Source organism: Streptomyces sp. AM25 (genome assembly GCF_058146165.1).
Genome location: NZ_JBKIWN010000002.1, coordinates 104524 through 117058 on the forward strand (window position 1 = coordinate 104524; position 12535 = coordinate 117058).

General features: G+C 74.3%; 10 protein-coding genes. 3 read left to right on the forward strand and 7 right to left on the reverse strand.

The features are described from left to right. Positions 1–61: 61 nt before the first annotated feature. Entirely contained in the window at positions 62–1063 is a 1002-nt protein-coding gene (locus ACLHRZ_RS02720) for an aldo/keto reductase (protein WP_490416565.1), read from the reverse strand. 112 nt (positions 1064–1175) lie between these two features. Here ACLHRZ_RS02720 and ACLHRZ_RS02725 point away from each other — a divergent pair, with 112 nt between their 5' ends. Beyond that, a complete protein-coding gene (locus ACLHRZ_RS02725; RefSeq protein WP_490416566.1) occupies positions 1176–2966 on the forward strand; it encodes a bifunctional metallophosphatase/5'-nucleotidase in 1791 nt (596 codons plus the stop codon). 7 nt (positions 2967–2973) lie between these two features. Here the strand turns inward: ACLHRZ_RS02725 and ACLHRZ_RS02730 are convergent, their stop codons facing one another. Beyond that, on the reverse strand, positions 2974–3975 hold the full coding sequence (locus tag ACLHRZ_RS02730; protein WP_490416567.1) for an AMP-binding protein: 1002 nt from the start codon (positions 3973–3975) through the stop codon (positions 2974–2976). A gap of 87 nt (positions 3976–4062) precedes the next feature. Beyond that, complete coding sequence (locus ACLHRZ_RS02735; protein ID WP_490416568.1) at positions 4063–5169, reverse strand: PP2C family protein-serine/threonine phosphatase; 1107 nt, start codon at positions 5167–5169, stop codon at positions 4063–4065. A gap of 156 nt (positions 5170–5325) precedes the next feature. Between ACLHRZ_RS02735 and ACLHRZ_RS02740 the strand changes: the two genes are divergently transcribed. Beyond that, complete coding sequence (locus tag ACLHRZ_RS02740; protein ID WP_490416569.1) at positions 5326–6774, forward strand: NAD(P)/FAD-dependent oxidoreductase; 1449 nt, start codon at positions 5326–5328, stop codon at positions 6772–6774. Here ACLHRZ_RS02740 and ACLHRZ_RS02745 read toward each other — a convergent pair. The 3 genes from ACLHRZ_RS02745 to ACLHRZ_RS02755 form a co-directional block, all read right to left on the reverse strand. Next, positions 6761–7423: a hypothetical protein gene (locus ACLHRZ_RS02745; RefSeq protein WP_490416570.1), complete on the reverse strand. Its 663-nt coding sequence runs from the start codon at positions 7421–7423 to the stop codon at positions 6761–6763. The two genes, ACLHRZ_RS02740 and ACLHRZ_RS02745, sit on opposite strands and share 14 nt — an antisense overlap. Before the next feature lie 123 nt (positions 7424–7546). Beyond that, positions 7547–9130 (reverse strand): phosphodiester glycosidase family protein, encoded by a 1584-nt coding sequence (locus ACLHRZ_RS02750; RefSeq protein ID WP_490416571.1) that lies wholly within the window; start codon positions 9128–9130, stop codon positions 7547–7549. Positions 9131–9528: 398 nt separating this feature from the next. Further along, a complete protein-coding gene (locus tag ACLHRZ_RS02755) occupies positions 9529–9858 on the reverse strand; it encodes a hypothetical protein (RefSeq protein ID WP_490416572.1) in 330 nt (109 codons plus the stop codon). A 211-nt stretch (positions 9859–10069) separates the two neighbouring features. Here ACLHRZ_RS02755 and ACLHRZ_RS02760 point away from each other — a divergent pair, with 211 nt between their 5' ends. Continuing rightward, positions 10070–11335 (forward strand): MFS transporter, encoded by a 1266-nt coding sequence (locus ACLHRZ_RS02760; protein WP_490416573.1) that lies wholly within the window; start codon positions 10070–10072, stop codon positions 11333–11335. On the opposite strand, the gene ACLHRZ_RS02765 is transcribed toward ACLHRZ_RS02760, so the two are convergent. Then, a complete protein-coding gene (locus ACLHRZ_RS02765) occupies positions 11307–12530 on the reverse strand; it encodes an aspartate kinase (protein WP_490416574.1) in 1224 nt (407 codons plus the stop codon). The genes ACLHRZ_RS02760 and ACLHRZ_RS02765 overlap by 29 nt on opposite strands. Between the last annotated feature and the right edge of the window lie 5 nt (positions 12531–12535).

The following is a 12535-nucleotide window of genomic DNA, read 5'->3' on the forward strand; positions in this document are numbered from 1 at the left end:
CCCCCCCCCCCCCCCCCCCCCCCCCCCCCCCCACGCCGCGTCCGCAGTGTCCGCAGCGGCCTCAGTGGCCCAGCCGGGCCAGCGCCTGGTCCGGATAGCGCTTCCCCGCCACGGAGTCCTCGGGCACGGTCGCGCGCAGCCGGGCGGTCTGCTCCGGGCTCAGCACGATGGATGCGGCTTCGGTGTTCTCGGTGAGGTAACGGCGGCGCTTGGTCCCGGGGATGGGGACGACGTCCTCGCCCTGCGCCAGGAGCCAGGCGAGGGCCGCCTGGCCGGGTGTGCAGCCGATCTCCGCCGCGACCTGCCGCACGGCGTCGACGAGCGCGAGGTTGCGGTCGAAGTTCTCCTCGGCGAAGCGCGGCCACCGCCTGCGGTTGTCCTGCTCGGCCAGGGCCTCCCGCGACGTGAGCGCGCCCGTCAGCATGGCCCTGCCGAGGGGCGCGTACGCGACCACGGCGATGCCCAGTTCACGGCAGACCGCGAGCATCTCCCCCTCCACGACGTCGCGCGTGAAGAGCGAGTACTCCAACTGGACCGCGCTGACGGGATGGACGGCATGCGCCCGGCGCAGCGTCGCGGGACCGACCTCGCTCAGCCCCAGGTGCCGCACCGCCCCCTCGGCCACCAGCTCGGCCATCGCCCCCACCGTCTCCTCGACCGGGACCTCCGGGTTGCGGCGGTGCGCGTAGTACAGGTCGATGCGATCGGTGCCCAGCCGGCGCAGCGAGGCGTGGCACGCGGTCCGCACGTACCCGGCCGAGGTGTCGACGGCGTCCACCCGGCCCGTGGCGGGGTCGTGACGCAGGCCGAACTTGGTGCACAGCACGACCTGTTCGCGCAGGCCCGGCCCGGTGCGCAGCCAGCGGCCCAGCAACTCCTCGTTCGCGCCCCGCCCGTAGGCGTCCGCCGTGTCCAGCAGGGTCACGCCCAGGTCGGCGGCCAGGTCGAGCGTCCGCAGGGACTCGGCCTCGTCCGGCTCTCCGTAGGCGACCGACATTCCCATGCAGCCCAGGCCGACGGCCGGGACCTCGGGGCCGCCCCTGCCGAGGGTGCGGTGCTTCATGTGCTGCTCCTCCCGTCGCGGATGTGCCGAGGACATCCTGCCCCGGGCCCCGGACATGCCGTCCGTCGGCCCAATGGGCCGTACCGCCTCGCCCGCCCCGCACGCTGGGGCCATGGTGCGGGAACCCCTGCGGCGGCGAAGCCTCTTGGCGGCCGGTGCCGCCGTCGCGGTGTCGGCCGCGGTCCCCGGACGGGTCCGGGCCGCGGCCCGTGACACCGTCGAGGTGCAGCTGCTCAACATCACCGATCTGCACGGCTATCTGCAGGCGGCCCCCGGCTCCGACGCCGTCGTCGGCGGGGCCGGGGGAGTGCAGTACCGCGTGGGCGGGGCCGCGTACCTGGCCGCGCACCTGCAGCGGCTGCGCAGGGGCCGTCGCAACTCCGTGCTCTTCGCCACCGGCGACCTCTTCTCCGGCTGGGAGGTCGATGCGACGGCCTTCGCCGACGAGCCGACCATCGAGGTGCTCAACCGGCTCGGCCTGCGCTTCTCCACTGCCGGGAACCACGAGTTCGACCGCTCCCCGGCCTTCCTGACCCGGCACATGGAGCGCGGCGAGGCCTACCCCGAGGCCGGCCGGGACGACGCCTTCACCGACTCCACCGGACGGCCCTTCCACGGCGCGGACTTCCGCTACTACAGCGCCAACGTCGTGTGGTCCGCCACCGGACGGACCGTCCTGCCCCCGTACAACATCGAGTGGGCGGACGCCGGTGACGGGCGCCGGATCCCGATCGGCTTCATCCACCTCACCGTCCCCGGCACCGAAGCCTTCCCCGCCTCCTACCAGCCCGCCCTCGCCACCCTGGACCCGCTCGCCACGGCCGACCGCTGCGCCGCCGAGCTCACCTCCCGCGGCGTCCGCGCCCTGGTGCTCAGCGTGCACGACGGGGCCTACGCCGGGCCCGACTTCACCACCGGCACGGCCCCCTCCGGCCCCGCCTACGAGCTCGCGCGCCGGGTCTCGCCCGCCATCGACGCCGTCGTCACCGGTCACTGGCACCACCGCTTCACCATGAGCGTCCCCGACCCGGACGGCGTCCCCCGGCCGTTCGTCGAGGCGGGCTGCCACGGTCAGCTCGTCAACGAGACCGTCCTCCGGCTCGACCCCGGCACCGGACGGGTCGTCAGGGAACTGACCACCTCCGTCAACCACCCCAACACGCGCGACATCGCCCCCGATCCCGGCATGGAGCGGATCACCGCGTACTGGGCCGGGCAAGCCACGGTCCGGGCCCGCACGCCCGTCGGCCGGCAGACCGGCTCCTTCACCCGGCAGCGCACCGCGGCCGGGGAGAGCACCCTGGGCAACCTCGCCGCGGACTGGGCCCGTTGGGCCGGCAGTCGTCCCCTCGGCCCGTTCGACGACGGCAACGTCCGTCCCGCCCGCCCCGCGGACCTCGGCATCGTCGCCACCGCCCCCCGCACCGGCCCCTGCATCCTCGCCGGCGACCTGGTCCACGACGGGGCCTCCGGCACCGTCCTCTTCGCGGCGGCATGGAACGCCGTGGGCTACGGCGACCCTGTCCTCACCGTCACCGTCACCGGCCGGCAGATCCACCGGGCCCTGGAGGACCAGTGGTACCTCGCCGGCGGGAAGCCGCACTTCGCCCCGCTGGCCGTGTCGCGCAACGTGCAGTACGCCTACGACGCCGCCGGCCCGCCCGGCGACCGCATCGCCCCGCAGGACGTCCTCCTCGACGGCCGCCCCCTGGACCCGTCACGCTTCTACCGGCTGGCCGCACCGGCCTACACGCTGCTGGGGCTCGACGGCACCACGGCGTTCGCCGGATTCCGCGCGCCCGTCCGCCACGAGCGCGACCACGAGAGCTTCATCGCCTTCGTCCGCGCGCACACGCCGCTGACCCCGGCCCCACCGGGCCGGGTTCGTGCACACCGCGGGTGACGGCCGTTCAGGCCCGGCGTGCGACGGGCCGCGAGGGCCGCAGGGAGGGCACCCGGACCACGGCGTCGGGCCAGAAGCCCGCCACCGCGTACGCCCCGACGAAGGCGTCGAGCTGCTCCCCGTCGACCCCCTGCTCCGGCGCCAGCACCAGCCGCCACCGGCCGAGTTGCAGCGCACACCGCTGCACGTAGTCCGAGCCGTGCGGCAGATCGAGGGCACCGGGCGGTATCACCCCCGTGGTCGCGCGCTGCTGCGACATCGCCGTCAGCCAGCGGCGGGGGTCGCGGGCCACGGTGCCCGAGGGCAGGGCCCAGGCGCTCATGCCGGTGAAGAGGGGCAGCAGCACCTGCGTCGTCAGGCCGGTGCCGTCGTGGGCGGGCAGCCAGCCGACCAGGCGGTCCCGCGCCCCCAGCCGGGTCTCCGCGGTGAACGCGGCGAGCCCCGCCAGAGCCGCGCCGTGCGTGACGGGCACGGCCCGCGGCGGGCCGTAGGACCGCGGCGTGTACTGGACGTAGGCGAGGTCGGAGGCCTCCGCCGGCACCGGTTCGACCGCGCGGCCCGTCGGCGGCCCGATGGCCACCACCGCCCCGCTGCGGCTCCCCGGGCGCGAGGCGAACAGCGGCAGCCACCCCGGCACGGTGCACACCAGCGCCGGCCGGCAGTCCGCCTCGACCGCCGCGTACACCGACGCCCGGGCCGCTCCCAGGGGCGCGGGCGCGGGCACCGCCACCACCCCCGCGTACAGGCAGCCGAAGAACGCCGCCGCGAACTCGGGGCCGTTGGGGAACGCCAGCAGCACCCGGTCGCCCCGCTGCACCCTGGTCCGCAGCAGGGCCGCCACCTGACGGGCCCTGCGGTCCAGCGCCGCGAGGCCGAGCTGCTCCGTCCGGCCGCCCACGGCGTCGGGCAGGTACGTGCAGAACACCGCGTCGGGCCGTGACGCCGAGCTGCGGGACAGCAGGTCGGTCAGGGTGCCGGCCGCAGTGCGCGGGGACATCGTCATCGTCATGACATCGACGATGCGTGACGATCATCAACGGATGATCGCCATCCGATTAACGGAGGCGGGCCGTTTGTTGCGGCCGTCCGGCCCGGCTCACTCGCAGCGCTCGACGGCGACCACCGCGACGTCGTCGTCCAGCGCCCCGCCGGCGTGGGCGAGCAGGTCGTCGTGAATGTACTGCACGAGCTGCTGCGGCTGGGTGCCGCCCCAGGCGGCGACGCGCTCGGCCAGGGGATAGAAGGCGCCGCGGGCGTCGCGGGTCTCGACCACCCCGTCCGTGTAGAGCACGAGGACGTCGCCGACGGCGAAGGGGAACGCCTCGGCCTCGTAGGCCGACGCCGGCAGTCCGCCGCCCAGGCCCAGCGGCAGGGCGGGATCACTGACCGTCAGCTCCGTCACCCGTCCCTCGTGCACCACCAGCGGAGGCGGGTGCCCGCAGTTGATGAGGCGGATCAGCGGCTCCTCGTCGGGGACGTCCAGCACGGCGGCGGTGATGAAGCTCTCGCCGGCCGTCTCCGGGTCCGCGGGCTCCACCGTGTCCCAGTAGACCGTGTTCTCCAGATGTGCCACCAGGGTCGGCAGCGTGGGGTTGCGGTGGGCCGCGGCGCGGAACGCGCCCAGCAGCAGCGCCGCGTCGCCCACCGCCGTCAGGCCCTTGCCCCGCACGTCGCCGATCATGACGCGGCTGCCGTACGGGGTGCGCACCGTGGCGTAGAGGTCGCCCCCGATCCGCGCCTCCGCCTCGGCCGCCACGTACACCGAGGCGATCCGCAGCGGGCCGATCCGCGCCGGCAGCGGCCGCAGCAGCACCTTCTGCGCCACCTCGGCCACGCCCCGGACCTGGACCAGCTCCTGCTCGTGGCGGTTGTACGCGTAACGGAAGAACACCACGAAGGTCGACACCACGACGAGTGCCAGGATCTGTGCCTCGTGGTTGGAGCTGAACACCCCGCCGTGGAACAGCCCGATGACGATCTGGGCGATCACGGCCAGCCCGCCGACGGCCGCGGTGAGCACCGGTCCGCCGAAGGCCGCCGTCAGGGCCGGCGCCGCCACCAGCAGCGGGCCCAGGTGGATGTTCGGGGAGGTCAGCAGGTCGACCACGGTGACGGCCACGATCAGTCCGAGCGGTACCGCGACCAGACCGGGAACACGGGGCCGGTGCCGACGGAAGACCGGCGGAGCATGTCGAGGGTGCACGGTTCCTGCTTACATGCCTCCGGGCCCGGCACCCGCGATGCCGCGGCCCGCGCCGCCCCGGCTTGCCCCGGACGGGCCCTGCGGCACGACGTCGGCCGACGGCCGGTACGGTGACCGCGGGCAGGACGAGCGGAACGACCGAGTGGGGTGGGCACGGTGACGGAATCCGACGTACAGCAGAGCGAACGGTCCCTCAGCAGGCGCACGGAAAGCGGCAGTCGGCGGCGGCACGCGGTCGTCATCGGCGGAGGCCTGGCCGGTCTTCTCGCCGCGTACGTGCTCGCCGAGCACGCGGACCGGGTCACGATCGTGGAGCGCGACCGCTTTCCCGAGGAGGCCGCGTCGCGGCCGGGTGTGCCGCAGGACCGGCACACCCATGTCCTGCTGGACAGCGGGCAGCAGGCCCTGGAGACGCTGCTGCCGGGCATCATCGACGAACTGTGCGAGCACGGCTCCCTGCGCGTCGGCATGCCCAGTGATGTCGTTCAGTGGCAGGCCGGGCACTGGTACCGCCGTACGGCGGCCAGCACGCACATCCTCAGTTGCTCACGGCCGTTGACCGACTGGGCCGTACGGCGCCGCATCCTGGCCGGCCCGCGCATCGGGACTGTCGAGGGCGCAGAGGTCACGGGCCTGGTGGGGGACGCGGCGCGGGTACGCGGCGTCCGGCTGCGCGAGCGCGGGGCGGCGGCCTCCCGGCAGAAGGCCCGCGTCCTGGAGGCCGACCTGGTGCTGGACGCCACCGGCCGCGCCTCCCGGGCCCCCGCCTGGCTGGCGGCGCTGGGCGCCGAAGCACCTCACGAGGAGCTCATCGAGACCGGCCTCGCCTACTCCAGCCGCGTCTACCGCACCCCGCGCGGCGCCGAGGAGCCCGACTACCGGGGGATCGTCATGATCCCCAACGCTGCCCAGCCCCTCGGGGGCCTCGTCCTGCCGCTCGAGGGCGACCGCTGGTTCGTCACGCTATCCGGGCTGCGCGGCTCCGAACCGCCCACGGACGAGGCCGGGTTCGTCGACTTCGCGTCCCGTCTTCCGCACCCCGTGCTCCATGAGTGGATCCTCAAGGCGGAACCGGTCTCTCCCATTCACGGCTTCCGCAAGACCGCCAACCTGCGCCGCCGTTACGACCGGCCGGGCCGGCGCCCGGCGGGATTCCTGGCGACGGGCGAAGCGCTGTGCGCCTTCAACCCCGTGTACGGGCAGGGCATGTCGGTAGCCGCGCTGAGTGCTCTCGCCCTGCGGGACGCGCTGGCCGACCCGCGCCGGGTGCCGACGACGCACCGCGTGCAGCGGGCCCTGTTCGCCGCGGCCCGGTCGGCCTGGGACATCTCGGCAGGAGCGGACAAGAAGGTGCCCGGCGCGACCGGCAATGCCCTCGCGTCCCGCGCGGTCGACCGGCCGGTCGACTGGTATCTGCAGCGCGTGGAGCAACGGGCCACCGGAAACCCGGTCGTCGGCGCGGCGTTCCGCAACGTGCTGTCGCTCCTGGCACCTCCGGCGTCCCTCTTCGCCCCGTCCATCGCCCGGGCCGTCCTCTTCGGCCCCACGCCCTGGACCCCTCCGGAGCCCCCGCTGGAGCCGGAGGCGGACGTCACGGTGCGCTGACGAACTCCTCCGCCCCGTACCGCACCCGCGCCTTCGCCCAGTCGACGCCGAGCCTGGTGACGAACGTCCGGGCGAGGGCGAGGTCCTTGAGCGGGGCGACGAGGATCAGCCGGCCGCCGAGGGTGACGGAGCCGCCGCCCAGTTCGTCGCGGACGGCCTGGTCGGCCACCAGGGCGTCGTGCAGGCGCCGGACGTCGACGCCCGGCGCCTCGATGTCGACCGCGTCGGTGCCCGCCGCCCTGCGCGGCAGGTACCGGAAGGTCAGCACCGACTCCTGGTGGTACTGCTTGGCCAGCACCCCGGCGATGTGGTGCAGCCCGGCTGTGGAGACGTGGTTGACGTCGAATTCGCGCGAGCGTTCGTACGTCGTCTGCTTCAGGTCAGTGGACCAGAACACGCCGTCCAGCAGCCGGGAGGCGGCGGCGCGGGCGCCCTGGGCGCGGATGGTGCCGCGCACCTCCCGGTCGAACCGGCCCAGCCGCGTCTTCAGCCGCGGGTCGGCCGGGTCGGTGATGACGGCCGTGTTGCTGGTGGCGAAGATCTCCGCCTGCGGGGCGGCGGAGCGGGGTGCCGCCTGGGCGGTGCCCGTGCCCGCCGCCCCCGATGCCAGGACGCAGACCGTCACCAGGATGCCGAACCGTCGCTTCATGTCCGTTTCCCCTCGCCTGTTGCTCCGTCGGGCCGCACCGGCGGGCGCGGCGGCATCACGTTAGGGGCAGTGGGGCGGGGTGCGTGCAGGTTCGGCCGTCCGTGGCCGGATCGGGACCCCCGGTCAGCAGATGATCAGCGCGTTGGCCACCTGCCGGGGACCGGTGCTGTCCGAAGGCCGGTTGACGAGCTTGCCGTTGACCACCATTGCGGTGGATCCGCCGCCGTCGAGGTTGACGGCGTCCACGGCGCCCAGGGACTTGAGGACGGCCGCGCTCTCGTTGAACGAGACCCCTTCGCTCCAGCCGGGCCGGCGGCCGTCGACGGTGACGAGGAGCAGCGAGCCGTCGGCGGTGATCCCGGCGACGGTGCGGGGGTGCCGGTGGGTGGCGAAGTAGTCGAAGAAGGACGGATCCTCGGGGTAGTTGAAGCCCTCGGCGTCCGCGGGCACGACGATGCGGCCGTTGCGCAGCAGCTGCGGTCCGCCGGAGACGACGTCCGCGCCGCGGCCGGCGGTGGCGGGCAGCGACTTGTGGTCCTGGTTGACGATCTCCGTGGTGATGGCCAGTCTGCTGCCCTTGCGGGCGTGGTCGCGCAGCCACTGCGCGCCGTTGCCGATGCCGGCGAGCACGGTGTCGCCGTGCGGGACCGTCCCCTCCCGCTGATCGCGCACCTCGAGCACCTTGCCGTCGTGCCCGAGCACCACCGCGGTGCCGTCGCCCTTGTGGATCGGCCCGTCGAAGAAGCCGGTGTACTGGATGATGTCGTTGGTGTCGGTGCACAGCCAGTCGTGCCGGGGGCGGGCGGTGGGCACCTCGTCCGCCGGGCCGCCGCAGGAGCGGATGACGCCCGGGGCGCGGTTGATCCCGTCGAGGGTGCGCTGCGCCCCGTCGCCCGCTTTCAGCCGCATCGTGGTGCTGAGCTGCTGTACCGAGGGCTTCCGGTTCCGGTCGGAGGGCAGGACGAGCGCGCTGCGCCCGCGGACGGCCTCGCTGATCAGTTCGCCGTGCAGCACGGACAGGCCGGCGACGTCGCCGAAGGTGCCGTCCTCCTCGTCGGAGCCGTAGCTGCCGTTGATGCCCGCGATGGCGTGGGTCCGGTGCACCATCTCGGCGAGGGTCTCGCCGCCGGGCACGTGGTCGAGGGACTGCCGTGCCTGGACGCGCTTGCGCTGGTCCGCCGTGACCCGCAGGACGTCGACCACCCAGGGGCCGGAGTGCGCACGGTCGTCCTCGCCGGTGAAGTAGGTGCGGGCGGGCTTGAAGCCCGCCGCCCGCAGGTCCTTGACCAGTCGGCCGGCCGCGTCGGAGTCGGCGAGGCTGCCGACCCGGACCCGCCAGCCCCACGCCTGCCGGGACGGCAGGTCCTGGGGGCGGTCGTCGACGCGGGTGACCACGGGGGCGAAGCCCTTGTCCGTGAGCCGCGCGGCCAGGTCGCGGGCCGCCTGCTGCTCGCGGAGCAGGGCGACTTCGACGGTCCAGTGCTCCCGCGGGTCCTCGGTGCGGCCGCGCTTGATCCTGGTCCAGGTCACCCCCGGGGCGACCTTGGTGACCGTGCGGGTCTCCGGCAGATTGCGGTCGCCCAACGGAAGGTGCTGCGCGGGTGTTTGAGCGGCGGCCGGCGTCGCCAGGCCCGTCACCGGCGGTACGGATGTCAGCACGACCAGGCCGGCAACCAGTGCCGACCAGCGCATACGTCTGATCCTCACCACGTTTCTCCCCTGCCCTCTCGGTGTCATGGCGCAATGTCATGTCACGGACTGTCGCCGCAGTGTGGACGCGCAGCGTGTCGCGTACGCGAACACTCCGCTCAGCATGGCGGAATGGGGGGAAAACAGGGATGGGGCGGGAGTGCCGACTCCGACGGCTGATCCCCGGGTGAAGAACGCCCGCGATGGAGGCATCATGCACAGCATGGACCCCGATGAGCTCAGCGCCGATGAGATCAACGACCTGCTCGACGAGACCGAGCAGGATTCCGGGTGGAACGAGGACGACGCCTACGACTGGGTGCGCTGACCTCCCGGCCGGCCGCGCGCGGGCGAACGGGTGACGCACGGCCGGAAGACCCCCCGTGGTGTCCTCCGGCCCTGCCGCACGTGCGGGCTCAGCCGCGGACCTTGTGGAACCACAGGCCGACGTTCGCGCCGCCGCTGAACACCGCGCACACGTGCCGGTCGTAGCGGTTGCGGTCGTAGGGGTGGCTGTAGGCGTACTGATTGCAGTTGTCGAAGGTCCAGAACCAGGTCTGGTACTCGTAGCACGGGTCGACGTTGCCGTTGTCGGCGCAGTCGGGCTTGGGGGATTCCATGATCCTGGCCGGGGCGGCGGGGTGCGCCCGGACGGCTCCCGACGCGGTGGCGGTGGTGGTGCCCAGGGCGCACAGGGCGAGTGCCGCGGTCAGGGCGGCGGCGGTGCGTCGGAGCTTCGTCCTCATGGGTCCTCCTCGGTGGGGCCGGTGCCGGTGCACCAGCGTGTCCGGGGCGGCGGAGCGCGGCCAAGCACTTCGGGGAGGGCTGAAACGTGGGCCATGGATTGCCGGTTGAGGTGTTTTGCCCTTCTCGCCACGATCGGGTGTTCTTTCAGGAAGAATCGGGCTTTGTCTGTCATCTGCCCTCTACCGTGGCGCCGTTCGGTCAGGAGGGCGCATGGAATATGTGCGGCTGCTGCGGATGCGACCCGTGCTGGTGCTGTGGCTGGCCCGGAGCCTCTCCGTGCTCGGCGACCACCTCTACGCGGTCGCGGTGATATGGAGCGTGTACGCGAGCACCGGTTCGGCCTCGCTCATGGGACTCGTCGCGACCCTGGAGTCGCTGCCCTACGTCCTGCTCGGCACGGCGGGCCGCCAACTGGTCGCCCGCTGCGCGTCCTACCGGGCCCTGTCCCGGGTGGACGCCGCGCGGGCCGCTCTGGTCCTCGCCCTGCCCTTCGTCTGGACACCGGACGGCCGGGGCGTCGCCGTGCTGCTCGTCGGCGTGTTCGCGCTCGGCATCCTCGGCGCCCTCTTCGACCCGAACCTGGAGGCGCTGCTGCCCGGGCTCGCCGGACCGGAGCGGGTGCAGCCGGTGACCGGGCTGTTCGACCTGACCAGCCGCGTCGCCCGGATCGGCGGCCGGGCCGGCGCCGGCCTGCTGCTCCTGGTGGTCTCCAAGCTGCAGCTCTTCGCGTTCGACGGCGCGGCCTTCGCCCTGTCGGCCACGGCCCTCAACTGGCTCGGCCGCCGCGCCGCCCCGCCGCAGCACCGCCTCCCGCAGCAGCGCCCGGGCCGGCCGGTGCGGGCCTGGCCGCTGCTGCGCGCCCACCCCCGGATCGGCGTGGCGATCGCGGTGCACGGCCTCGTGCCGTTCTGCTCCGCCGCGACGAGCGTGGCGCTGCCGGCCCTGCTCGCCACCCGGTTCGGCGCCGGTGCCGGGGCCTACGGCCTGGTGACCGCCGCACTCGGCGTCGGGGCGCTGATCGGCAACCCCGTGGCGGGCAGCTGGCGGCCCGGCGGCTGGCCGGCCGTGTGCTGCTGCGCGTGGGTGGTCGAGGGACTGGCGACCGTGTGCATGGGACTGGTGGGGCGGGTCTCGGCGCTGGAGGTCCTGTCCCTGGTGATGGGACTGGCCGCCCCGCTGGGCACGGTGACGCTCCGGACCCGGCTGGCGCGCTTCCCCTCGGCCGAGCGGCTGCGGCTGATGGCCGTCGAGCACACTGCGGCACGGTCGGGGGCGGTGGCCTCGACGCTGCTGGTGCCGATGGCGGCCGACGTGTCGGTGCGGGGGGCCTTCGCCGGGGCGGGGTCCCTCGTGGTGCTGGCGGCGGTGGGGGGCTATTTCTCCCCCACCCCGCCCGTGCCCGGGGCCGGGGCCCCGCCCCGGACCCCGGACCGTGCCGCGTCCGACGTCACGCCCCCGCAGCTGCCGGGGCGCTGAGCCCGAACGCGGAGTGCAACACCCGTACCGCATCGCAGAGATGGTCGTCCTGGCACAGCACCCGCACCCCGGGCCGCAGGTACGTCACCGCCTCGATGCCCACGCCGGCGTCGGCGAGCACGCTGCAGCAGCGGGCCACCGAGCCCGGCCCCGCCGAGGGGGCGGCGCCGATCACGGAGATGCTGCCGATGCGGTCGTCGCAGTGCACCCGGACCGGGTCCGGGGCACCGGCGTCCTCGATGGCGGCGAGGACGGCGGATATGTGGTCCGCGTGCAGCACGAACGACAACTCCCCGGGTCCGGCGTCGTGCTGCCGCACCTCGATGTCGAACCCGCCCTCGGCCGCGGCGGCCGCGTGCAGGACGCGTCCGGCCGCACCGCCCCGCCCGGGCGGGGCGGCGACGGTGATCCGGGCGGCCTTGTGGTGGGTGACCCCGGTGACGGAGCCGCCGGGCGCCCCGGAGTCCTCGCAGAGCAGGGTGCCCTTCCCGGGGCCGTGCGCGGCGCGTACCAGCACCGGCACGTGGTGGCGCTGTGCGTACGCGACCGAACCGGCCGCGAGGACCTGGGCGCCGCCCGCCGCCAGCCGGCGCATCGACTCGTAGCCGATGCGGTCCAGCCGGCGGGCGTCGGGGACGATCCGCGGGTCGGCCGTGTAGACGCCGTCGACGTCGGTGCAGATCTCGCACAGCTCGGCGTCGAGGGCGGCCGCGAGCGCCACGGCGGTGGTGTCGGAGCCGCCCCGCCCCAGCGTGGTGATCTCCGGACCGCCGTTGGCCCGTCCCTGGAAGCCGGCCACCACCGGGACGAGCCCGGCGTCCAGCGCCTGCCGCACGCGGTCCGGCGTGACGCCGGTGATCTGCGCCCGGCCGTGCTCCGGCGTGGTGGCGATGCCGGCCTGCGCGCCGGTCAGCGAGCAGGCGGGGACGCCCAGCGCGTCCAGGGCCATGGCGAGCAGGGCGCTGGAGATGCGCTCGCCCGCGCTGAGCAGCATGTCGGTCTCCCGGGCGGGCGGCAGCGGGGCCACCTGGGCGGCCAGGTCGAGCAGGTCGTCGGTGGAGTCGCCCATGGCGGACACCACCACGACCACATCGGTCCCGCCGGCGCGGGACTTGGCGACGCGTTCGGCGACGAGCTTGAGCCGCCCGGCGTCCGCGACCGATGAGCCACCGTACTTCTGAACGATGAGGGCCACGGGTA

Bases quoted from the DNA above. Each gene is read 5' to 3' on its own strand.
- ACLHRZ_RS02720 (WP_490416565.1), bottom strand. From the start codon at position 1,063: ATGAAGCACCGCACCCTCGGCAGGGGCGGCCCCGAGGTCCCGGCCGTC.
- ACLHRZ_RS02725 (WP_490416566.1), top strand. From the start codon at position 1,176: ATGGTGCGGGAACCCCTGCGGCGGCGAAGCCTCTTGGCGGCCGGTGCC.
- ACLHRZ_RS02730 (WP_490416567.1), bottom strand. From the start codon at position 3,975: ATGACGATGACGATGTCCCCGCGCACTGCGGCCGGCACCCTGACCGAC.
- ACLHRZ_RS02745 (WP_490416570.1), bottom strand. From the start codon at position 7,423: ATGAAGCGACGGTTCGGCATCCTGGTGACGGTCTGCGTCCTGGCATCG.
- ACLHRZ_RS02755 (WP_490416572.1), bottom strand. From the start codon at position 9,858: ATGAGGACGAAGCTCCGACGCACCGCCGCCGCCCTGACCGCGGCACTC.
- ACLHRZ_RS02760 (WP_490416573.1), top strand. From the start codon at position 10,070: ATGGAATATGTGCGGCTGCTGCGGATGCGACCCGTGCTGGTGCTGTGG.